This is a genomic window from Citrobacter sp. XY323, from assembly GCF_025106035.1.
Lineage (GTDB): Bacteria > Pseudomonadota > Gammaproteobacteria > Enterobacterales > Enterobacteriaceae > Citrobacter > Citrobacter braakii.
This window is the reverse complement of sequence record NZ_JANYUK010000014.1, coordinates 1-20,839: the sequence shown is the minus strand read 5'-3', so window position 1 is coordinate 20,839 and position 20,839 is coordinate 1. Positions and strand designations below refer to the sequence as shown.

The 20,839-nt window shown below is 53.0% G+C and carries 21 protein-coding genes, 1 tRNA gene and 1 other RNA gene; 13 read left to right on the top strand and 10 right to left on the bottom strand.

Annotated elements, in window-relative coordinates; translation table 11 throughout:
* Positions 1 to 132: 132 nt before the first annotated feature.
* The 7 genes from N0B36_RS18995 (at position 133) to cysM (ending at position 6,754) form a co-directional block, all read left to right on the top strand.
* Entirely contained in the window at positions 133 to 789 is a 657-nt protein-coding gene (locus N0B36_RS18995) for a FadR/GntR family transcriptional regulator (RefSeq protein ID WP_103766601.1), read from the top strand.
* Positions 790 to 963: 174 nt separating this feature from the next.
* Positions 964 to 1,755 (top strand): SDR family oxidoreductase UcpA, encoded by a 792-nt coding sequence (ucpA, locus tag N0B36_RS18990; protein ID WP_016153934.1) that lies wholly within the window; start codon positions 964 to 966, stop codon positions 1,753 to 1,755.
* A gap of 156 nt (positions 1,756 to 1,911) precedes the next feature.
* Complete coding sequence (locus tag N0B36_RS18985; RefSeq protein WP_016153933.1) at positions 1,912 to 2,928, top strand: sulfate ABC transporter substrate-binding protein; 1,017 nt, start codon at positions 1,912 to 1,914, stop codon at positions 2,926 to 2,928.
* Entirely contained in the window at positions 2,929 to 3,762 is an 834-nt protein-coding gene (gene cysT, locus N0B36_RS18980; protein WP_003038061.1) for a sulfate/thiosulfate ABC transporter permease CysT, read from the top strand.
* Complete coding sequence (cysW, locus tag N0B36_RS18975) at positions 3,762 to 4,637, top strand: sulfate/thiosulfate ABC transporter permease CysW (RefSeq protein ID WP_016153932.1); 876 nt, start codon at positions 3,762 to 3,764, stop codon at positions 4,635 to 4,637. The genes cysT and cysW overlap by 1 nt, the downstream gene beginning before the upstream one ends.
* Positions 4,627 to 5,724 (top strand): sulfate/thiosulfate ABC transporter ATP-binding protein CysA, encoded by a 1,098-nt coding sequence (gene cysA, locus N0B36_RS18970; protein WP_016153931.1) that lies wholly within the window; start codon positions 4,627 to 4,629, stop codon positions 5,722 to 5,724. The genes cysW and cysA overlap by 11 nt, the downstream gene beginning before the upstream one ends.
* A 118-nt stretch (positions 5,725 to 5,842) precedes the next feature.
* Positions 5,843 to 6,754: a cysteine synthase CysM gene (cysM, locus tag N0B36_RS18965; RefSeq protein ID WP_016153930.1), complete on the top strand. Its 912-nt coding sequence runs from the start codon at positions 5,843 to 5,845 to the stop codon at positions 6,752 to 6,754.
* Positions 6,755 to 6,845: 91 nt separating this feature from the next.
* On the opposite strand, the gene N0B36_RS18960 is transcribed toward cysM, so the two are convergent.
* Entirely contained in the window at positions 6,846 to 7,562 is a 717-nt protein-coding gene (locus tag N0B36_RS18960; RefSeq protein ID WP_016157091.1) for a GMP synthase, read from the bottom strand.
* Positions 7,563 to 7,575: 13 nt separating this feature from the next.
* Positions 7,576 to 8,868, bottom strand: a complete 1,293-nt coding sequence (ptsJ, locus tag N0B36_RS18955) for a transcriptional regulator PtsJ (protein WP_259688820.1) — start codon at positions 8,866 to 8,868, stop codon at positions 7,576 to 7,578.
* Between the two features lie 82 nt (positions 8,869 to 8,950).
* Between ptsJ and pdxK the strand changes: the two genes are divergently transcribed.
* Both pdxK and N0B36_RS18945 read left to right on the top strand, forming a co-directional pair.
* Positions 8,951 to 9,817, top strand: coding sequence for a pyridoxine/pyridoxal/pyridoxamine kinase (gene pdxK, locus N0B36_RS18950; RefSeq protein WP_047499829.1), 867 nt, complete (start codon positions 8,951 to 8,953; stop codon positions 9,815 to 9,817).
* Positions 9,814 to 10,053 carry a hypothetical protein gene (locus tag N0B36_RS18945; RefSeq protein ID WP_016153926.1) on the top strand — a complete coding sequence of 80 codons (240 nt, stop codon included), beginning with the start codon at positions 9,814 to 9,816 and terminating at the stop codon, positions 10,051 to 10,053. Before pdxK ends, N0B36_RS18945 begins: the two co-directional genes overlap by 4 nt.
* Before the next feature lie 77 nt (positions 10,054 to 10,130).
* Here N0B36_RS18945 and crr read toward each other — a convergent pair whose 3' ends face one another.
* The 5 genes from crr to cysZ form a co-directional block, all read right to left on the bottom strand.
* Complete coding sequence (gene crr / locus N0B36_RS18940) at positions 10,131 to 10,640, bottom strand: PTS glucose transporter subunit IIA (RefSeq protein ID WP_000522253.1); 510 nt, start codon at positions 10,638 to 10,640, stop codon at positions 10,131 to 10,133.
* Between the two features lie 40 nt (positions 10,641 to 10,680).
* The gene (gene ptsI / locus N0B36_RS18935; RefSeq protein ID WP_016153925.1) at positions 10,681 to 12,408 is read right to left on the bottom strand and encodes a phosphoenolpyruvate-protein phosphotransferase PtsI; all 1,728 of its coding nucleotides are present in this window, start codon (positions 12,406 to 12,408) and stop codon (positions 10,681 to 10,683) included.
* A gap of 45 nt (positions 12,409 to 12,453) precedes the next feature.
* Positions 12,454 to 12,711, bottom strand: a complete 258-nt coding sequence (gene ptsH / locus N0B36_RS18930; protein WP_002913505.1) for a phosphocarrier protein Hpr — start codon at positions 12,709 to 12,711, stop codon at positions 12,454 to 12,456.
* 383 nt (positions 12,712 to 13,094) lie between these two features.
* Positions 13,095 to 14,066 (bottom strand): cysteine synthase A, encoded by a 972-nt coding sequence (cysK, locus tag N0B36_RS18925; protein WP_005121957.1) that lies wholly within the window; start codon positions 14,064 to 14,066, stop codon positions 13,095 to 13,097.
* A 163-nt stretch (positions 14,067 to 14,229) separates the two neighbouring features.
* Positions 14,230 to 14,991 carry a sulfate transporter CysZ gene (cysZ, locus tag N0B36_RS18920; RefSeq protein ID WP_016153924.1) on the bottom strand — a complete coding sequence of 254 codons (762 nt, stop codon included), beginning with the start codon at positions 14,989 to 14,991 and terminating at the stop codon, positions 14,230 to 14,232.
* A 230-nt stretch (positions 14,992 to 15,221) separates the two neighbouring features.
* Here cysZ and zipA point away from each other — a divergent pair, with 230 nt between their 5' ends.
* The 3 genes from zipA to N0B36_RS18905 all read left to right on the top strand — a co-directional run bounded on the left by zipA (position 15,222) and on the right by N0B36_RS18905 (position 18,518).
* A complete protein-coding gene (gene zipA / locus N0B36_RS18915; RefSeq protein ID WP_259688814.1) occupies positions 15,222 to 16,211 on the top strand; it encodes a cell division protein ZipA in 990 nt (329 codons plus the stop codon).
* 71 nt (positions 16,212 to 16,282) lie between these two features.
* Positions 16,283 to 18,298, top strand: a complete 2,016-nt coding sequence (ligA, locus tag N0B36_RS18910; protein ID WP_259688812.1) for an NAD-dependent DNA ligase LigA — start codon at positions 16,283 to 16,285, stop codon at positions 18,296 to 18,298.
* A 1-nt stretch (position 18,299) separates the two neighbouring features.
* Entirely contained in the window at positions 18,300 to 18,518 is a 219-nt protein-coding gene (locus N0B36_RS18905) for a DUF3820 family protein (protein ID WP_016153921.1), read from the top strand.
* On the opposite strand, the gene N0B36_RS18900 is transcribed toward N0B36_RS18905, so the two are convergent.
* Entirely contained in the window at positions 18,515 to 19,513 is a 999-nt protein-coding gene (locus N0B36_RS18900; RefSeq protein ID WP_016153920.1) for a bile acid:sodium symporter family protein, read from the bottom strand. The genes N0B36_RS18905 and N0B36_RS18900 overlap by 4 nt on opposite strands.
* A gap of 89 nt (positions 19,514 to 19,602) precedes the next feature.
* Between N0B36_RS18900 and N0B36_RS18895 the strand changes: the two genes are divergently transcribed.
* On the top strand, positions 19,603 to 20,529 hold the full coding sequence (locus N0B36_RS18895) for a LysR family transcriptional regulator (RefSeq protein WP_016153919.1): 927 nt from the start codon (positions 19,603 to 19,605) through the stop codon (positions 20,527 to 20,529).
* 80 nt (positions 20,530 to 20,609) lie between these two features.
* Here the strand turns inward: N0B36_RS18895 and N0B36_RS18890 are convergent.
* Together N0B36_RS18890 and N0B36_RS18885 are read right to left on the bottom strand one after the other, a co-directional pair.
* Positions 20,610 to 20,734, bottom strand: a non-coding RNA gene (locus N0B36_RS18890) — RtT sRNA.
* 29 nt (positions 20,735 to 20,763) lie between these two features.
* Positions 20,764 to 20,839, bottom strand: a tRNA-Lys gene (locus N0B36_RS18885).

Sequence of the window (20,839 nt, the reverse complement as noted above, 5' to 3'; positions counted from 1 at the left end):
TTTATTAACAAATGGCTTGGTATAATTTGAATAATAGGGGCTATAATCTTACCATAACAGTATATTAAGCAATCTAACTTATTAGATTATTTATACTCATCAGTTTTGCAGCACTTTAATCCGAGAGTGTTTATGGATAACAAAAACGAACTGTTTGAAAATATTAAAAATTATCTGCTTGATGATGCTAACCGCAATGCTGATGGTCGCATTGAAACTGAAACTGAGCTTGCCGTTCGTTTTAATACATCAAGATATAAAGTTCGTCAGGCGCTCAGCACACTGGTACAGATGGGAATGTTGGAACGATCTCCTCGTCGTGGCAGCGTCTTGAAGAATTTGGAACAGCACAACATAAATCACCAGTTGTTAATGCAGTTTGATTTGTCTGGGTTTGATATCACAGAATTTACAGAGGCGAGGATCCTGATTGAATGCGCGATTATCCCTCTGGCAACGCGTAGAATTTTCCCGGCGATGCTCTCCAAACTTGAAAATGAGCTAAGGCTTATTGAAGAGAATGCGGATAACCCCCAGGTGGCCGATCGTCACGATAGAGATTTTCATTTGCTCTTGCTACAGGCGAGTGGCAACAGGGTGCTGCAGGTTTTCTCTGATGTCCTCATTACTTATTTTGAGAAAACAAGGGAGTCGTTACCTGCGAACGATCGTCAGTATTTTCTTGATACGGCGGCAAAACAGAGGGAAATACTGCTTCATATTAAAAAAGGGGATGCGCAGATGGCATCGGAGTTGATGAGAGCACATTTGCTGGAAAAACGGCTGTAAGTCTTCTGTTAATCTGGTCAGAGCATGTTTACCGTTGGGTCCCCGCAACGCCGGGGATTTTTTTTACCTGAGATTAACCTGATTTAGTGAGCTATTCCTCAGCACTTATTTGTTATTGCTGTATCTTCTGCGTGAATGAAGCGAATGCTTCATATTCAAAAGGAGAATATTGAAATGGGAAAACTCACGGGCAAAACAGCATTGATTACGGGCGCATCTCAGGGTATTGGCGAAGGGATCGCCAGAACATTTGCCCGCCATGGCGCGAACCTAATCCTGCTGGATATCTCCGATGAGATTGAAAAACTGGCGGATGAGTTGGCTGGGCGCGGGCACCGTTGCACCGCCGTACACGCTGACGTCAGAGATTTTGCGTCGGTCACGGAAGCGGTAAAACGCGCGAAGAAGATTGAAGGCAAAATCGATATTCTGGTCAACAATGCGGGCGTATGTCGCCTCGGCAACTTCCTTGATATGAGCGATGAAGATCGCGATTTCCACATTGATATCAACATTAAAGGTGTCTGGAACGTGACGAAAGCCGTTCTGCCGGAGATGATTGCGCGCAAAGACGGGCGCATCGTAATGATGTCCTCTGTGACCGGCGATATGGTTGCCGATCCGGGCGAAACGGCCTACGCGCTGTCGAAAGCCGCAATCATCGGTTTGACCAAATCTCTGGCGGTGGAATACGCGCAGTCCGGCATTCGCGTTAATGCTATTTGCCCGGGCTACGTTCGTACGCCGATGGCGGAAAATATCGCTCGTCAGTCTAATCCGGAGGATCCTGAATCCGTATTAGTCGAAATGGCAAAAGCGATCCCGATGCGCCGCTTGGCCTGCCCACTTGAGGTTGGTGAACTGGCGGCATTCCTGGCGTCGGATGAGTCCAGTTACTTGACTGGCACGCAAAACGTGATTGATGGCGGCAGCACCCTGCCTGAAAGCGTTAGCGTCGGCGTCTGATTGATGCCGGTCTCCTCCCCGTGCGCTGGGGAGGAGGTACCCTTATTCTCTTTTCAACTTTCAAATCATCAAACGGTATATAAAACCGTTACTCCTTTAGCACTGGTTATAAATATGATGACCATAAGAAAGTCATTAAATTTATAAGGGTGCGCAATGGCCGTTAACTTACTGAAAAAAAGAACCCTGACGCTGGCAGCAATGCTGTTGCTGGTGGGTCAGGCGCAGGCAACGGAGCTGCTGAACAGTTCATACGATGTCTCTCGCGAGCTGTTTGCCGCCCTTAACCCGCCGTTTGAACAGCAATGGGCGAAGGATAACGGCGGTGACAAACTGACGATTAAACAATCTCATGCCGGGTCATCAAAACAGGCGCTGGCGATTCTGCAGGGGCTGAAAGCCGATGTGGTGACCTATAACCAGGTGACCGATGTACAGATCCTGCATGACAAAGGCAAGCTGATCCCGGCCGACTGGCAAAGTCGTCTGCCGAATAACAGTTCGCCATTCTATTCCACCATGGCGTTTTTGGTGCGTAAGGGTAACCCGAAAAATATCCACGAATGGAACGACCTGGTTCGCCCGGACGTGAAACTGATTTTCCCGAATCCGAAAACCTCCGGTAACGCGCGTTATACCTATCTGGCTGCGTGGGGCGCGGCAGATAAAGCGGATGGTGGGGATAAAGCCAAAACTGAACAGTTCATGACCCAGTTTCTGAAAAACGTGGAAGTGTTTGATACCGGCGGTCGCGGGGCAACCACCACATTCGTGGAACGCGGCCTGGGCGATGTGCTGATCACCTTTGAATCAGAAGTGAACAACATCCGTAAACAGTATGAAGACCAGGGCTTCGAAGTGGTGGTGCCGAAGGTCAACATTCTGGCGGAGTTCCCGGTGGCCTGGGTAGATAAAAATGTGCAGGCTAACGGTACTGAAAAAGCGGCAAAAGCGTACCTGAACTGGCTGTATAGCCCGCAGGCGCAAACCATCATTACCGATTTCTACTACCGCGTGAATAACCCGCAGGTGATGGACAAACTGCAGGATAAATTCCCGCAGACCGAACTTTTCCGCGTGGAAGACAGGTTTGGCTCGTGGCCTGAGGTAATGAAAACGCACTTTGTCAGCGGCGGTGAGTTGGACAAACTGTTGGCGGCGGGGCGTAAGTAAATGTTTGCTGTTTCTTCCCGACGCGTGCTGCCCGGCTTTACCTTAAGTTTGGGCACCAGCTTACTGTTTGTCTGCCTGATTTTGCTGCTGCCGCTTAGCGCGCTGGTGATGCAATTGGCGCAAATGAGCTGGGCGCAATACTGGGATGTGATTACCAACCCGCAGGTGGTGGCGGCTTATAAAGTGACGCTGCTGTCGGCGTTTGTGGCGTCGATTTTTAACGGCGTGTTTGGTTTGCTGATGGCGTGGATCTTAACCCGCTATCGCTTTCCGGGCCGTACGCTGCTGGATGCGCTGATGGATCTGCCGTTTGCGCTGCCTACGGCGGTAGCAGGTCTGACGCTGGCATCGCTTTTTTCGGTCAATGGTTTCTACGGCGAGTGGCTGGCGAAGCTGGATATTAAAGTGACCTACACCTGGCTTGGCATTGCGGTGGCGATGGCTTTTACCAGCATTCCATTCGTGGTGCGTACCGTGCAGCCGGTGCTGGAAGAGTTAGGTCCGGAGTATGAAGAAGCGGCGGAAACGCTCGGCGCTACGCGCTGGCAGAGCTTTCGTAAAGTGGTACTGCCGGAGCTGTCTCCCGCGCTAGTCGCGGGCGTTGCGCTCTCGTTTACCCGCAGCCTCGGTGAGTTTGGCGCGGTTATCTTTATCGCCGGAAACATCGCATGGAAAACGGAAGTGACCTCGCTGATGATTTTTGTTCGTTTGCAGGAGTTTGACTACCCGGCCGCCAGCGCGATTGCATCTGTGATCCTCGGGGCTTCGTTGCTGCTGCTGTTTTCAATTAACACCCTGCAAAGTCGCTTTGGTCGACGCGTGGTAGGTCACTGATGGCAGACATTACCCAATTGAAACGTTATGGCGCACCCCGCATCAACTGGGGGAAATGGTTTCTGATTGGCACGGGCATGCTGGTATCCGCCTTTATTTTGCTGGTGCCGATGGTTTACATCTTCGTGCAGGCGTTCAGCAAGGGGTTGATGCCGGTATTACACAACCTGGCTGATCCGGACATGCTGCACGCCATCTGGCTGACGGTGCTGATTGCGCTGATTGCGGTGCCGGTGAACCTGGTGTTTGGCGTGTTACTGGCCTGGCTGGTGACCCGCTTTAACTTCCCTGGACGCCAGTTGTTGCTCACATTACTGGATATTCCATTTGCCGTTTCACCAGTGGTCGCTGGCCTGGTCTATCTGCTGTTTTACGGCTCTAACGGCCCGCTTGGCGGATGGCTGGATGAACACAACCTGCAAATTATGTTTGCCTGGCCGGGAATGGTGCTGGTGACGGTGTTCGTGACCTGTCCGTTTGTGGTGCGCGAACTGGTGCCGGTAATGTTAAGCCAGGGCAGCCATGAAGATGAGGCGGCGGTTCTGCTTGGCGCCTCCGGCTGGCAAATGTTCCGTCGCGTTACGCTGCCGAATATCCGTTGGGCATTGCTGTACGGCGTGGTGCTGACCAACGCCCGTGCGATTGGCGAGTTCGGCGCGGTATCGGTGGTTTCTGGCTCGATTCGCGGTGAAACCTTGTCTTTGCCGTTACAGATTGAATTACTGGAGCAGGACTACAACACAGTCGGCTCCTTTACCGCCGCGGCGCTATTAACGCTGATGGCGATTATTACCCTGTTTTTGAAGAGCATGTTGCAATGGCGCCTGGAAAACCAGGAGAAACGCGCGCAGCAGGAGGAAAATCATGAGCATTGAGATTGCCAATATTAAGAAGTCTTTTGGTCGCACACAGGTGCTGAACGATATCTCGCTGGATATTCCTTCAGGTCAGATGGTCGCCCTGTTGGGGCCTTCTGGATCGGGCAAAACCACGCTGCTGCGCATCATCGCCGGGCTGGAGCATCAGTCCAGCGGGCATATCCGTTTCCACGGCACTGACGTCAGTCGTTTGCACGCCCGCGACCGTAAGGTGGGGTTCGTGTTTCAGCACTATGCGCTGTTTCGTCATATGACCGTTTTCGACAATATCGCTTTTGGTCTGACTGTTCTGCCACGGCGTGAGCGCCCGAATGCGGCAACGATCAAAGCAAAAGTAACCAAACTGCTGGAGATGGTTCAACTGGCTCATCTGGCGGACCGTTTCCCGGCACAGCTCTCCGGTGGGCAAAAGCAGCGCGTGGCGTTGGCGCGTGCGCTGGCGGTAGAACCGCAGATCTTGTTGCTCGACGAGCCGTTTGGCGCGCTCGATGCTCAGGTGCGTAAAGAACTGCGTCGCTGGCTGCGTCAGTTGCATGAAGAGCTGAAGTTCACCAGCGTGTTTGTTACCCACGATCAGGAAGAAGCGACGGAAGTCGCAGACCGCGTGGTGGTGATGAGCCAGGGTCATATCGAGCAGGCCGATGCACCCGATCAGGTATGGCGCGAACCGGCTACCCGTTTTGTCCTGGAATTTATGGGTGAAGTTAACCGCCTGCAAGGGACGATTCGCGGTGGACAATTCCACGTGGGCGCACATCGCTGGCCGTTGGGCTATACGCCTGGCTATCAGGGTCCGGTAGATCTGTTCCTGCGTCCGTGGGAAGTGGACGTCAGCCGTCGTACCAGTCTGGATTCACCGTTGCCGGTACAGGTGCTGGAAGCCAGCCCGAAAGGACACTACACCCAATTAGTTGTGCAACCCTTGGGGTGGTATAACGAACCGCTGACGGTGATTATGCAGGGCGATGATTCCCCGAACCGCGGCGAACGTCTGTTTGTTGGGCTGCAAAATGCGCGTTTGTATAATGGCGACCAGCGTATTGAAACGCGTGAAGAGGAACTTGCCCTGGCGCAAAGTGCCTGATAGGTTAATTCGTATAGTTATCATCCGGTGGCGCTGCGCTTACCGGGCTTAACGGGTGGTGCATGACCTGTAAGCCGGGTAAGCGCAGCGCCACCCGGCATTTTATTGAGCTGAAAACGTGAACACATTAGAACAAACAATTGGCAATACGCCTCTGGTGAAATTACAACGTCTGACGGCGGATAACGGCAGTGAAATTTGGGTCAAGCTGGAAGGCAATAATCCCGCAGGTTCAGTGAAAGACCGCGCGGCGTTGTCGATGATCGTTGAAGCGGAAAAGCGCGGGGAAATTCAGCCAGGCGACGTGCTGATTGAGGCCACCAGCGGTAATACGGGTATTGCGCTGGCGATGATTGCCGCGCTGAAAGGCTACCGCATGAAGCTCCTGATGCCAGACAACATGAGCCAGGAACGACGTGCGGCGATGCGTGCTTACGGGGCTGAACTGGTTCTGGTGACCAAAGAGCAGGGGATGGAAGGGGCGCGTGATTTAGCCCTTGAGATGGCGCAGCGCGGAGAAGGTAAACTTCTCGATCAGTTTAATAATCCTGATAACCCGTATGCGCACTACACGACTACCGGACCCGAAATCTGGCAGCAGACGTCAGGACGTATTACCCATTTTGTCTCCAGCATGGGGACGACAGGCACCATTACCGGCGTATCGCGTTTTCTGCGTGAACAGGACAAACCCGTCACCATCGTTGGCCTGCAGCCGGAAGAAGGCAGTAGTATTCCGGGCATTCGTCGCTGGCCAGCGGAATATATGCCGGGCATTTTCAACGCCTCGCTGGTGGATGAGGTGCTGGATATTCATCAGAACGATGCGGAAAACACCATGCGTGAACTGGCCGTTCGCGAAGGGATTTTTTGCGGAGTGAGTTCTGGCGGCGCGGTTGCGGGCGCGTTACGCGTGGCGCGCGCGACACCGGGGGCGGTGGTGGTGGCGATTATCTGCGATCGCGGCGATCGCTACCTTTCCACTGGGGTCTTTGGCGAAGAGCATTTTAGCCAGGGATTAGGGATTTAATTTGTCGGCCTGATAAGCGTAGCGCTAGCAGGCAACCGTACGGCAGGATCGCCGGATGACGACGCAAAGCGTCTTCTCCGGCCCGCACTGTTCAATCGTTACGTTTTTCTACCAACTTATCAAGGAATTGCCACAGCGTCTCATTCATCTGCTGGTAATCCCAGGTGCGCATCTCTTCAACAGCGCGAATAAAGCGCTTCCCTTTCGCTTCGGCCAGTTCTTGCTCAGAGTGCTGAATTAATCCTTCGACCGCTTCGGCGGTAAACTCCATGTGGCACTGAAAACCATAGACGAAATTACCGTATTGCACGATTTGTCGCGGACATCCCTCGCTTGTGGCAAGAATTGTCGCCTGGTCGGTTAATCCCGGCATGTCATTGTGCCAGTGACCCACGTTGAGCGGTGAGCCGAAATGGCTGAACAACGGATGCTGTTGGCCTGCCTCGGTCAGGGCGATCGGATAGTGACCAATCTCTTTTTCCGGGCTTTGGCACACCTTCGCGCCCAGTGCTTCGCCGATTAACTGCGACCCCAAACAGATCCCCACCACGATTTTACGTGCCGCAATCGCCTGGTTTATCAGATGCTGCTCTGCCTGAGAGTCAAAGTATGGGCACTCTGCGAGCGTGGTGCGGGGTGACTGCGGCCCACCAAATACCACCAGCATATCGAAGCCATCGGCATTAGCGGGAACAGTTTCTCCGGCGTAAACGCGCGACCAACTGATGGTATAGCCGCGTGATTCGGCCCACGGCAGGTACGCGCCAGCAGATTCGAAAGACTCATGAATAACAAAATGAACTCGCACTTTTCCTCTCCTGTTAGCGCTTTAGCGCCTGATGGATATCAGTCGCCAGCTTATCAATGTCGCTGTCTGCTAATGTTGACAGCGTAATGCGCAGGCCATGCGCAGGCGTATTGACGCCAAACACTTCGCCTTCACGTACCAGCCAGCCGGACTTTGCCAGCGCAAAAGCGATCGCCTGGCTGTTATCTTCTAGCGGCAGCCACAGATTAAGACCGTCGCTGTCGGGCAGCGTAATGCCATGAAGCCGCAGAGCCGCTGCCAGCTTTTGCTGCTGGGCGGCGTAAAACTGCTGAGTTTGCGCCAGCGTGTGTTGATAAGTCTCGTCACTCAGGCAGGCGCAGGCCAGATCCTGCAGCAGATGGCTGACCCACTGACTGCCGGCGTTGAGCCGTAAACGCAGTTTCGCGGAAGTGAGTGGATCGCTGGCGACGATGGCCAGGCGTAAATCCGGGCCTAAAGTTTTCGACATTGAGCGAACAATCGCCCAGTGCGTGGTTTCCTTCGCAATCACCGGATACCAACGGCATGCGGACAGCAGCGCAAAGTGGTCGTCGACGATCACCAGCGTCTGCGGATAGCGGGCCAGGATTTCCTGCAATTGCGCCGCGCGGGATGCGCTCAGACTGCATCCTGTCGGATTATGGGCGCGCGGCGTCAGAATCACCGCCCGCGCGCCTTTCTGTAGCGCGATTTCCAGCATGTCTGGCTGCATGCCTTCGCTGTCAACGTTGACCGGACTGGCGGAGAATCCGGCATAACGCAGCATGTTGATGCTGCTCAAAAAGCATGGATCTTCTACCACAACGCTGTCGCCAGGCAGTAAATGGGCGCACAGTAGGCGCTCAATGGCATCAATGGCGCCGCTGGTGATATCAATTTCTCCCTTGGCTGGCATCGCATCTTGCATCCATTGCGCGGCCCACGCCTCAAGGCCGGGTGATACAGCGGCATCACCGTACAAACGAGGATTCTTATTTATTTGCGCGAAATAACGGCTGAGATCGGGAAGACGCGCGGGGGCTGGATTACCGCCGGAAAGATCGATAAGCGCGGTATCCGGATTGCCGCCTTCCAGCGCAACGGGGGCTGAAATCCCCTTGATTACCGTGCCGTTACGTCCCTGGCTTTGTGCCAGCCCGGAGGTGACCAGGCGTTTATAAGCCGCCGCGACAGTATTACGGTTAACGTTCAATGCTGTTGCCAGTTCACGCACCGGCGGCAACGTTTCTCCTGCTGCCAACGTGCCTGTAGCGACATGTTGACGAATACTGTCAAAAATTTCGTTAGCGGTTTTTCCGTCGATCATTATTGACCTATGACAAAATGAATTTTAGCATATGACGATAATAGTGAGGCGTAAGCCCGCTGTCCAGCGAGAGGAGAAATTTATGGAGCAGGGGAGTGATATTCAGTCAGTGCTCTTCGGCGACAAGCATCGGGCGTTACAGACCGATATCGTCGCCGTCCAGTCACAGGTGGTTTATGGCAGCGTAGGCAACAGCATCGCCGTTCCAGCCATTAAAGCGCAGGGATTACGCGTGACGGCAGTGCCAACGGTGCTGTTCAGTAATACCCCGCATTATGAAACATTTTACGGCGGCGTTATTCCGGCCGACTGGTTTAGCGGATATCTCCGCGCCTTGAATGAGCGTGATGCTTTGCGCGAGCTGAAGGCGGTGACTACAGGCTATATGGGCAGTGCAGAGCAAATCGCTCTGTTAGCACAGTGGCTGAAAACGGTGCGGGCTACGCATCCGACAGTGTGCATTTTGGTTGACCCGGTGATTGGCGATACGGACAGCGGTATGTATGTAAAAGCTGAAATTCCGCAGGCCTACCGTCAGCACCTGCTGCCGCTGGCTCAGGGACTGACGCCGAACGTGTTTGAACTGCAAATGCTGAGCGGAAAGCCGTGTCGTACGCTTGATGAAGCCATCACGGCGGCGCAATCGCTGCTTACCGAAACGCTGAAATGGGTGGTGATCACCAGTGCGCCGGGGGATAGCGAAGATATTATTAACGTGGCGGTAGTGACGGCTGAAACGGTTGAGGTGTTCGCTCATCCACGGGTTAAAACGGATCTGAAGGGAACTGGCGATCTGTTTTGTGCTGAGCTGGTGAGCGGTATTGTGCTGGGTAAAGCGCTGACAACCGCGACGCACGATGCAGCACAGCGCGTACTGGAAGTGATGAAATGGACCAATCTGTGCGGTTGTGATGAGTTAATTCTGCCACCGGCAGGGGAGGCGCGATGAAGAGTTACCGGCTGGTGGTTCGCCAGAATGGGCGTATGGTTGGACATTTTGACACCAGCGGGGCAACGGCGCTGGAAGATATCTGTGTGGCGCGGGCCATGTTTGGCATCGCGGGTGGCTACAATTGTGAACTGTTAGTGGCGGATTCGGAGCGACGGATGCTGGAAAGCGGGCCGGAAGGGATGAAAATCCTGATGCGCGAGGCGTGTTACCGACCAGTCACCTCACAAATTTAGCGCTATCCGGCAGATTTTGAGGTCTGCCAGATAAAAAAAATGGCGCCATCAGGCGCCATTCTTCTCTGCAGCAAGAATTACTTCTTGATGCGGATAACCGGAGTTTCACCCACTGTCACGCTACCGGACAGTTTGATCAGCTCTTTGATTTCGTCCATGTTGGAGATAACAACCGGAGTCAGGGTAGACTTGGCTTTTTCTTCCAGCAGCGGCAGATCGAATTCAATAACCGGGTCGCCCACTTTGACGCGCTGACCTTCTTCAGCGATGCGCTTAAAGCCTTCGCCTTTCAGTTCAACGGTATCAATACCGAAGTGAACAAACAGCTCAATGCCGCTGTCGGATTCGATAGAGAAAGCGTGGTTGGTTTCAAAGATTTTGCCGATGGTGCCATCAACAGGGGCGACCATTTTGTTACCGGTTGGTTTGATAGCGATGCCATCACCAACGATTTTTTCAGCAAAAACTACATCCGGCACGTCTTCGATGTTGACGATCTCGCCAGAGAGCGGAGCAACAATCTCAATAGTTCCGGTGTCTTTCTTATCATCAGAAACCAGAGATTTCAGTTTATCGAACAAACCCATGATCTTCTCCTAAGCAGTAAATTGGGCCGCATCTCGTGGATTAGCAGATTGTTTTTTCTTCAATGAACTTGTTAACCAGCGTCATTAACTCGTCCGTTGTCGGTTGAGCAAGAGCCTGCTCTGCTAACACCTTCGCATCTTCGAAGTTCGTGTTACGGATAATCTTCTTAATGCGCGGGATAGAAATGGCGCTCATAGAGAATTCGTCCAGACCCATCCCCAGCAACAGAAGTGTAGCACGTTCGTCGCCTGCAAGCTCACCACACATGCCAGTCCATTTGCCTTCCGCATGAGAAGCATCAATAACTTGCTTGATCAGCGTCAGCACAGATGGCGACATCGGTTGGTAAAGGTGTGAAATCATATCATTACCACGGTCAACTGCCAGGGTGTACTGCGTTAAATCATTGGTGCCGATACTAAAGAAATCAACTTCTTTGGCTAAATGACGCGCAATTGTTGCCGCTGCCGGTGTTTCCACCATCACGCCAATCTCAATGCTTTCGTCAAATGCTTTACCTTCGTCGCGCAGTTCCTGTTTGTAGATTTCGATCTCTTTGCGTAGTGCGCGCACTTCTTCAACAGAGATGATCATTGGGAACATGATGCGCAGTTTGCCGAAAGCAGAGGCGCGCAGGATAGCGCGAACCTGATCCCGCAGGATCTCTTTACGATCCATGGCGATACGTACGGCACGCCAGCCCAGGAACGGGTTCTCTTCTTTCGGGAAGTTCATGTACGGCAGCTCTTTATCGCCGCCGATGTCCATGGTACGGACGATCACCGCCTGAGAGCCACAGGCTTCAGCAACGGCTTTATACGCAGCAAACTGTTCTTCTTCAGTCGGCAGCGATTCACGGTCCATGAACAGGAATTCGGTGCGGTACAGACCAACACCTTCGGCGCCATTACGCTCAGCGCCTTCAACGTCACGAACGGTACCGATGTTGGCGCAAACTTCTACCTGATGTCCGTCCAGCGTGATAGCCGGGAGATCTTTCAGCTTAGCGAGTTCCGCTTTCTCGGTAGCAACCTGCTCCTGAACGGCGCGCAGTTGCTCAATAACTTCATTGGTCGGATTGACGTAAACCTGGTTGTTTACGGCATCCAGAATCAGATAGTCGTCGTTTTTAACCTGAGAGGTGACGCTACCCGTACCTACGATGGCTGGCAGTTCCAGAGAACGCGCCATGATAGAAGTATGGGAAGTCCGTCCGCCCGCGTCAGTGATGAAACCCAGCACCTTGTTCAGGTTCAGCTGTGCGGTTTCTGACGGGGTCAGGTCTGCGGCTACCAGGATAACTTCTTCCTGAATAGCGCTCAGGTCGATAATAGCCAGACCCAGGATGTTACGCAGCAGGCGTTTACCGATGTCACGTACGTCAGCCGCACGTTCTTTCAGGTATTCATCATCCAGCTCTTCAAGGGCTGTGGCCTGACCTTCGATAACTTCATGCGCAGCTGCATCAGCCGTCATGTGCTTATCTTTAATCAGGGCTATGATTTCCTGCTCCAGCTCCTCATCTTCGAGCAGCATGATATGCCCTTCAAAGATGGCTTCTTTTTCTTCACCGAACGTTTCACCAGCTTTGGTTTTGATCGCTTCCAGTTGCGCAGATGCCTTGGCACGACCGCTCAGAAAACGTTCAACTTCCTGATCAACCTTGTCGGCAGAAATTTTTTTCCGGTCAATGACGATCTCGTCTTCTTTCAGCAGCAATGCTTTACCGAAAGCGATACCCGGGGATGCTAAAATGCCTGAAATCATAACCCTACCTTACTTGTGACTGATATTTAAAAGAACTCGTTGAACTTACTCGAGTTCAGCCATCAGTTTAACCAGATGCTCAACTGCTTTCTGCTCGTCTTCACCTTCTGCGGACAGGGTGACAACGGTACCCTGAGTCAGGCCCAGAGTCTGCAGTTTAAACAGGCTTTTGGCGCTAGCGCTTTTGCCGTTGGAAGTCACAGTAATTTCAGAAGTAAAGCCTTTTGCTTCTTTAACAAACTGAGCAGCAGGGCGAGTATGCAGACCGTTCGGAGCGGTAATGGTAACTTCTTGCTGGAACATTATATTTCCCCAACTTATAGGTTTAGTGTTGTGGAACTAAAGTCTAGCCTGGCGGTTCAACTTTAGCCTGTATTGTTAGCATCGGCGTAAACTGGACGCGACACAAAAGGAGTTCGGTGCAATCCGTTGCTGGCAACTTCTTGCCGCTGACGTTTCGTTCGTCATTAAACATTATGCCGCGAAAGGAAGAGTTGAACCAAATCATAAAATCGATTCAGCTAGCGCTTTTCCTGTAACGATTAATTTCGCGCATCAAAATAATTAGTTTGGTTAAATACCAGTTCCGGCGGGTTGAATCAATGCCAGGAGAGTTGAAAATTTGAAGCAGGCCACAAAAAAGCACCCCAAAGGGTGCTTTTTTACGCGTTTTTAACATGCTGGCATTACTGTTGCAGTTCTTTCTCTGTGAAGAGATCGGCAAACAGTGCAGTGCTCAGATAACGCTCACCCGATGACGGTAGGATAACCACAATATTCTTGTTGGTAAAGGATTCATCTTCCTGGAGCTTAAGCGCGGCAGCCACGGCTGCGCCAGAAGAGATCCCCGCCAGAATACCTTCTTCTTCCATCAGGCGGCGCGCGGTAGAAATAGCTTCATCATTGGTGATGGCAACGACTTTATCGATAAGCTTCAGATCAAGGTTGCCAGGAATGAAGCCCGCGCCAATACCCTGAATTTTATGCGGGCCAGGTTTGAGTTCTTCACCCGCCAATGCCTGGGCGATAACAGGGGAGTCAGTAGGTTCTACCGCGACGGTAATCAGATCGGTTTTGCCTTTAGTGCCTTTAATGTAACGGGTCACGCCAGTTAGCGTACCGCCGGTGCCGACGCCGGAAATAAAGACATCAACCTGGCCATCGGTATCTTCCCAGATTTCCGGGCCGGTGGTTTTTTCGTGAATTTCCGGGTTCGCTGGGTTGCTGAACTGCTGCAGCAGCAGGAATTTTTCCGGATCGCTGGCTACGATTTCTTCCGCTTTCTGAATTGCGCCCTTCATACCTTTTGCGCCTTCAGTCAGCACCAGGTTCGCGCCCAGCGCTTTTAAGAGCTTGCGGCGCTCAATGCTCATGGTTTCCGGCATGGTCAGAGTCAGTTTGTAACCACGGGCGGCGGCAACGTAGGCCAGCGCAATCCCCGTGTTGCCGCTGGTCGGTTCTACCAGCTCAACGCCCGGTTTCAGTACACCACGTTTTTCGGCATCCCAAATCATATTGGCACCGATACGGCATTTGACGCTAAAGCTTGGGTTGCGTGATTCCACCTTCGCCAGAATGCGTCCGTTACCGATACGGTTCAGTCGAACCAGCGGCGTATGACCGATAGTCAGCGAGTTATCTTCAAAAATCTTACTCATGGCCTGTCCTTAACTGTATGAAATTGGGATACCGCTTCAGCATACCTGTTGAGAAAGTATGGGGAAGTAAGGAATTCGCATATCTATATGCTGATGAGAAATAATGCGTAGCAGTATGGAATAAGAGCGGGCATAAGCCAGCCCGCTTTTACACATTTTTGCATTACTTCCATAACGCATGTTTAGCACGATAGCAGTCTACCCACATCGCCGTGGCACCACAAACCGCTACCGGCATGATGAACAGATTGAGCACCGGAATCATGGTGAACAGGCTGGTCAACGCGCCAAACTGCATATTGGTCACCTTGCGCGTGCGCAGCGCGACGCGCATCTCCTTAAAAGGCACCTTATGGTTATCAAAAGGATAATCGCAGTACTGAATGGCCAGCATCCACGCGCTGAACAGGAACCACAGGACCGGGGCGACGGTCTGCCCAATGCCTGGAATAAAATAGAGGATCAGCAACACGAAGGCGCGCGGGAGATACCACGCCAGCTTTTGCCATTCGCGTTTCATAATGCGCGGAACGTCTTTCATAATGCCGAGAATGCCGGTGTCGGGCGGTGTTGCGCCTGTTAAGCGCGCTTCCAGCTGTTCAGCCAGCAGACCGTTAAACGGTGCGGCGATCCAGTTGGCGATAGTGGAGAACAGGTAGCCGAACACCAACAGCACGGAAATGGTCACAATCGGCCACAGTAAATAGCTGAGCCACTGAAGCCAGTCAGGGACGTGACTCATCAGCGCGGGAACCCAGTTACCGAGTTGTGTAAATAACCACCAGAATGCGCCGCCCATCAGCAGGATATTCACCAGCAAAGGCAGAATAACAAAACGACGAATGCCCGGTTGGGTAATGAGCTTCCATCCCTGAGAAAAGTAATAAAGGCCGCTGCGAGGTACAACTGCAGATGATGAAACCATGGTCAGGACGTACTCCTTGTTATATAAGCTCTGGTAAACTGTGCGTATCTTACCGGGTTGTTGAGCGTTAAGCTGTTCGGAAATGTTCGAAAAAACAGCAAAAAGCACAATTTTGTTCATCTTTATGCCGTGAAAGCCAAGAGTACACTTGCACTTGGCGTAATCGACAAATACTCTTAGTGAGTAAATGTTTGCCGTGGTGGCAAGGTGTTAGAACAACAGAGAATATAATGATGCAGGATTTGCGTCTGATATTAATCATTGTTGGCGCGATCGCCATAATCGCTTTACTGGTACATGGTTTTTGGACTAGCCGTAAAGAGCGGTCTTCTATATTCCGCGATCGCCCACTGAAACGCATGAAGTCTAAACGTGAAGACGAGGATTCGTTCGACGACAACGTCGAGGAAGACGAAGGCGTGGGCGAAGTTCGCGTTCATCGTGTGAATCATGCTCCCGGTAATGCGCAGGAACATGGTGTTCCTCCTCAGTCGCCGCAACACCAGTACCAGCCGCCTTATGCGTCTGCTCAGCCGCGTCAGCCTGCGCAGCAGCCTGCACAAGCGCCGGTACCGCCGCCGCATGTTCAGCAGCCTGTACAACCGCAGCAGCCGGTGCAACATCAGCCTGTTCAGCAGCCACCTGTGCAGCAACCTGTTGCCCCGCAGGTTCAGCAACCTGCTCAGCAAGCACCGCAACCTGCGCCGCAGACCTTCCAGCCAGCAGAGCCTGTCGTTGAACATCAACCGCAGCCCGAGCCGGTAGTAGAAGAAGCGCCTGTTGCTGAAAAACCGCAGCGTAAAGAAGCGGTCATCATTATGAACGTTGCTGCTCATCATGGTAGCGAGCTCAACGGGGAAGTGCTGCTCAACAGCATTCAGCAGGCCGGTTTCAAATTTGGCGATATGAATATTTTCCATCGTCATTTGAGCCCGGATGGCAGCGGTCCGTCGCTGTTCAGCCTCGCTAATATGGTTAATCCGGGAACGTTTGACCCAGAAATGACCGGCGACTTCAGCACCCCTGGCGTGACTATTTTTATGCAGGTTCCGTCCTACGGGGACGAGCTGCAAAACTTTAAGCTGATGCTGCAGTCCGCACAGCACATTGCCGATGAAGTGGGGGGTGTGGTGCTCGACGATCAACGTCGCATGATGACGCCGCAGAAACTGCGCGAGTATCAGGACCGCATCCGCGAAGTTAAAGAATCTCTCGCCTGATTTTCCTCTGGCGTGACATTTCCTTTCTAAACCCCCGCCTGTCGGGGGTTTTTTATCATTGATGGTGCGATATGGAATCAATCGAACAACAACTGACAGAACTGCGAACCACGCTTCGCCATCATGAGTATCTCTATCATGTGATGGACGCGCCGGAAATTCCTGATGCGGAATACGATCGCCTGATGCGCGAACTGCGCGAGCTGGAAGTGCAGCATCCGGACCTTGTTACCCCCGACTCGCCAACCCAACGCGTTGGCGCAGCGCCGTTAACCGCGTTCAGCCAGATTCGCCATGAAGTGCCGATGCTGTCGCTGGATAACGTGTTTGATGAAGAGAGTTTTCTCGCTTTCAACAAGCGCGTGCAGGACAGGCTAAAGAGTACCGATAAACTGACCTGGTGCTGTGAACTGAAACTGGACGGCCTGGCGGTGAGTATCCTGTATGAAAACGGTGTGCTGGTCAGCGCTGCAACGCGTGGTGATGGCACCACGGGTGAGGATATTACCTCTAACGTGCGCACCATTCGCGCAATCCCGTTAAAACTGCGTGGCGAAAACATCCCTTCACGTCTGGAAGTGCGCGGTGAAGTGTTCCTGCCACAGGCCGGATTTGAAAAAATTAACGAAGAGGCCCGCCGCACTGGCAACAAAGTGTTTGCTAACCCGCGTAACGCGGCGGCCGGTTCATTACGCCAGCTCGATCCACGTATCACAGCGAAGCGACCGCTTACTTTCTTTTGCTATGGCGTTGGTGTGTTGGAAGGCGGCGTGCTGCCAGATACCCATCTGGGCCGCCTGCTGCAATTTAAAGAGTGGGGCCTGCCGGTAAGCGATAGAGTGGCGCTTTGCGACTCCCCGGAGGAAGTACTTGCTTACTATCACAAGGTTGAAGAAGACCGACCAACGCTGGGATTTGATATCGATGGCGTGGTGATCAAAGTCAACTCTATGGCGTTGCAGGAGCAATTGGGCTTTGTTGCCCGCGCGCCGCGCTGGGCTGTGGCCTTTAAGTTCCCGGCGCAGGAGCAGATGACTTTCGTACGCGATGTTGAGTTTCAGGTTGGACGTACCGGGGCGATTACGCCCGTCGCCCGCCTTGAGCCGGTCCAGGTTGCCGGGGTGCTGGTCAGTAACGCAACACTGCATAACGCTGATGAAATCGAGCGTCTGGGGTTGCGTATTGGCGATAAAGTCGTCATTCGCCGTGCGGGCGATGTCATCCCGCAGGTGGTGAACGTCGTGCTTTCTGAACGCCCGGAAGATACCCGCGAAATTGTGTTTCCAGCGCATTGTCCGGTTTGTAATTCTGACGTTGAACGTGTGGAAGGCGAAGCGGTCACTCGCTGCACCGGCGGTTTAATCTGTGGAGCACAGCGTAAGGAATCGCTGAAACACTTTGTTTCCCGCCGCGCGCTCGACGTTGACGGTATGGGCGACAAAATTATCGATCAACTGGTCGAGAAAGAGTATGTCCACACGCCGGCGGATCTTTTCACCCTGACCGCCGGTAAACTGACGGGGCTTGATCGTATGGGGCCGAAGTCGGCGCAAAACGTGGTCAACGCGCTGGAAAAAGCGAAAGAAACCACGTTTGCCCGTTTCCTCTATGCGCTAGGCATTCGTGAAGTCGGCGAAGCCACGGCTGCTGGTCTGGCGGCGTATTTTGGCACGCTCGACGCGCTGGAAGCCGCTTCTATTGAAGAGCTGCAAAAAGTGCCGGATGTCGGCATTGTGGTGGCGACGCACGTGTTTAATTTCTTCGCCGAAGAGAGCAACCGCGAGGTGATTGTTCAACTGCTGGCGCAGGGGATCCACTGGCCAGCGCCGGTGGTCATTAACGCTGAAGAAATCGAAAGCCCCTTCGCAGGTAAAACGGTAGTGCTGACCGGGAGCCTGAGCCTGATGTCGCGCGATGACGCCAAAGCGAGACTGACCGAGTTAGGTGCAAAAGTGGCCGGTAGCGTGTCGAAGAAAACCGATCTGGTGATTGCTGGTGAAGCGGCGGGTTCGAAACTGGCAAAAGCACAGGAACTGGGTATTGCCGTGATCGATGAAGCTGAAATGATCCGCTTACTGGGTGCCTGAGATGGAAAAAGAGCAGCTGGTTGACATCGCTAATACTGTGATGCCCTTTGGCAAATATAAAGGGCGTCGATTGATTGATGTCCCGGAAGAGTATCTGCTGTGGTTTGCCCGTAAGGATGAATTCCCGCCGGGCAAGCTTGGCGAGCTGATGCAAATCACGCTGCTGATTAAAACTGAGGGGCTGACGCAACTGGTGCAGCCCCTGAAACGTCCTCTTTAAGCCTTCGCGGCGCGGCTTTTCTGTTGCGCTTGCAATGCGTCCGTCTGTTGCTTGTAGCGACGCGCCAGCACGGCGCACACCATTAGCTGTATTTGATGGAAGATCATCAACGGCAGCACCATCATCCCAATCACCGAAGTCGGGAACAAAATATTTGCCATTGGGATCCCGTTCGCCAGGCTCTTTTTCGAACCGCAGAATACAATGGTGATTTCATCAGCTTTGTTAAAGCCGCATTTGCGCGCAACAAAGACATTTATGCCAATCACGATTGCCAGCAGTATGATGCTGACCACCACGATAAACAGCAGTGAACCCACCCCCACTTTGTGCCAGATCCCGTTAACGACGGCTTCACTGAAGGCGGAGTACACCACCAGCAAAATAGAGGATTGATCCGTTTTCGCGATCCATTTTTTATGTCGAGAAACCCAGTTTCCAATCCACGGACGTGAAAGGTGACCAAGCACGAACGGCAGCAGCAGCTGCAACATGATTTTACCCACCTGCTCCAGGCTGCCTTCTGCGCCGTGCATATTCATCACCAGCCCTACCAGCAGCGGCGAGAGAAAAATACCCAGTAGGCTGGAGGCCGAAGCAGAACAAACGGCGGCGGCAACGTTACCGCCCGCCAGCGACGTAAAAGCGATGGCCGACTGCACAGTGGCAGGCAAAATACACAGGTACAGGAAACCGGTGTACAGCATCGGGTCAACGTTGACCGGCGCCCACCAGGCGAACAGAACGCCCAGAACCGGGAAGACAACAAACGTGCTGCACATCACCCACAGATGCAAACGCCAGTGGCTACCACCGGCAATAATGGCTTCACGCGAGAGTTTCGCCCCGTGCATAAAAAACAGCAGGGCAATGGCGGCGGTGGTTAAGCCTTCAAAGAAAGGCACAAAACCACCTTCGGCCGGGAAAAAGGACGCCAGCAAAACAACGGTAATCAGCGTTATCGTGAACGGATCAAGAATACGAAAAAGTTTCATAAAGACTCCTGAAATTCGGTAGTAACATTTTGCTTTTTTCCGTTTGAGAAATAAAATTGATTTATTGCATCCATATATGAATCGAATAGATGAATTACTCTCTGCGTCAGTTGCGTATCTTTGTCACCGTCGCTCAGGCCAAAAGCTTTAGCCGGGCGGGGGATATCATCGGCTTAAGCCAGTCGGCGGTCAGCCATAGTGTCAAAGAGCTGGAAGGGCAGACGGGTGTGCGGTTATTGGACAGAACGACGCGGGAAGTGGTGCTGACGGAGGCCGGACACCAGTTGGCGGCGCGGCTGGAACGTATTCTGGATGAATTGCATAGCACGCTGCGCGAAGCCGGACAGGTAGGAACGCAGTTAACCGGCACGGTGCGGGTTGCCGCCAGCCAGACGATCTCTGCTCATCTTATTCCGCAGTGTATTGCCCAGAGTAATCAGCTTTATCCGGCTATCGATTTTGTGCTGCACGACCGGCCACAGCAGTGGGTGCTGGAGAGTATTCGCCAGGGAGAAGTGGATTTTGGCATTGTGATTGATCCCGGCGCAGTCACCGATTTGCAGTGTGAAGCCGTGCTGTCCGAACCGTTCCTGCTGCTGTGTCGCCAGGATCATCCGTTAGCCCAACGAGAGTGGGTGAACTGGCAGGATTTGTATCATGAACGCCTGGTGCTACAGGATTATGCTTCCGGTAGTCGACCGCTGATCGACGCTGCGCTGGCCCATTTTTCCATTGATGCCAATATCGTTCAGGAGATTGGCCATCCCGCCACGCTGTTTCCGATGGTTGAGGCGGGGATTGGCATCAGCGTGCTGCCCGCGCTGGCGCTCCCCTTACCGCAGGGCAGTCACTTGCAGGTTAAGCGCCTGACGCCGGTTGTTGAACGGCAACTGATGCTGGCCCGACGTAAAAACCGCTCTTTATCAACCGCTGCTCAGGCGCTGTGGGATGTGGTGCGTATGCAGGCCAGTGAATTAACCGCAGCCCGCGCCCGCGATCCGTTGTATCAGTTATAACGCTCACGCTGATGGTTATCAGGGGGGAAATGGTTCTTCTCTGCATAGCAAAAAGGCGCCTTTAGGGCGCCTTTTTACATTGGTGGGTCGTGCAGGATGACTCGCTTCGCTCGCCCTTCGGGCCGTCGCCGTAAACGGCTCCGTTGTCTCACTGCGTTCGACTCGACCTGCTGCAGGTTCGAATCTTATAAATTGCAGATAGCAAAAAGGCGCCTTTAGGGCGCCTTTTTACAATGGTGGGTCGTGCAGGATTCGAACCTGCGACCAATTGATTAAAAGTCAACTGCTCTACCAACTGAGCTAACGACCC

Bases quoted from the DNA above. Each gene is read 5' to 3' on its own strand.
- cysZ (WP_016153924.1), bottom strand. From the start codon at position 14,991: ATGGTTTCATCATCTGCAGTTGTACCTCGCAGCGGCCTTTATTACTTT.
- N0B36_RS18985 (WP_016153933.1), top strand. From the start codon at position 1,912: ATGGCCGTTAACTTACTGAAAAAAAGAACCCTGACGCTGGCAGCAATG.
- ligA (WP_259688812.1), top strand. From the start codon at position 16,283: ATGGAATCAATCGAACAACAACTGACAGAACTGCGAACCACGCTTCGC.
- N0B36_RS18905 (WP_016153921.1), top strand. From the start codon at position 18,300: ATGGAAAAAGAGCAGCTGGTTGACATCGCTAATACTGTGATGCCCTTT.
- cysW (WP_016153932.1), top strand. From the start codon at position 3,762: ATGGCAGACATTACCCAATTGAAACGTTATGGCGCACCCCGCATCAAC.
- zipA (WP_259688814.1), top strand. From the start codon at position 15,222: ATGATGCAGGATTTGCGTCTGATATTAATCATTGTTGGCGCGATCGCC.
- ptsH (WP_002913505.1), bottom strand. From the start codon at position 12,711: ATGTTCCAGCAAGAAGTTACCATTACCGCTCCGAACGGTCTGCATACT.
- crr (WP_000522253.1), bottom strand. From the start codon at position 10,640: ATGGGTTTGTTCGATAAACTGAAATCTCTGGTTTCTGATGATAAGAAA.
- cysT (WP_003038061.1), top strand. From the start codon at position 2,929: ATGTTTGCTGTTTCTTCCCGACGCGTGCTGCCCGGCTTTACCTTAAGT.
- N0B36_RS18995 (WP_103766601.1), top strand. From the start codon at position 133: ATGGATAACAAAAACGAACTGTTTGAAAATATTAAAAATTATCTGCTT.
- ptsJ (WP_259688820.1), bottom strand. From the start codon at position 8,868: ATGATCGACGGAAAAACCGCTAACGAAATTTTTGACAGTATTCGTCAA.
- N0B36_RS18900 (WP_016153920.1), bottom strand. From the start codon at position 19,513: ATGAAACTTTTTCGTATTCTTGATCCGTTCACGATAACGCTGATTACC.
- N0B36_RS18895 (WP_016153919.1), top strand. From the start codon at position 19,603: ATGAATTACTCTCTGCGTCAGTTGCGTATCTTTGTCACCGTCGCTCAG.
- pdxK (WP_047499829.1), top strand. From the start codon at position 8,951: ATGGAGCAGGGGAGTGATATTCAGTCAGTGCTCTTCGGCGACAAGCAT.
- ptsI (WP_016153925.1), bottom strand. From the start codon at position 12,408: ATGATTTCAGGCATTTTAGCATCCCCGGGTATCGCTTTCGGTAAAGCA.
- ucpA (WP_016153934.1), top strand. From the start codon at position 964: ATGGGAAAACTCACGGGCAAAACAGCATTGATTACGGGCGCATCTCAG.
- cysK (WP_005121957.1), bottom strand. From the start codon at position 14,066: ATGAGTAAGATTTTTGAAGATAACTCGCTGACTATCGGTCATACGCCG.
- N0B36_RS18945 (WP_016153926.1), top strand. From the start codon at position 9,814: ATGAAGAGTTACCGGCTGGTGGTTCGCCAGAATGGGCGTATGGTTGGA.
- cysA (WP_016153931.1), top strand. From the start codon at position 4,627: ATGAGCATTGAGATTGCCAATATTAAGAAGTCTTTTGGTCGCACACAG.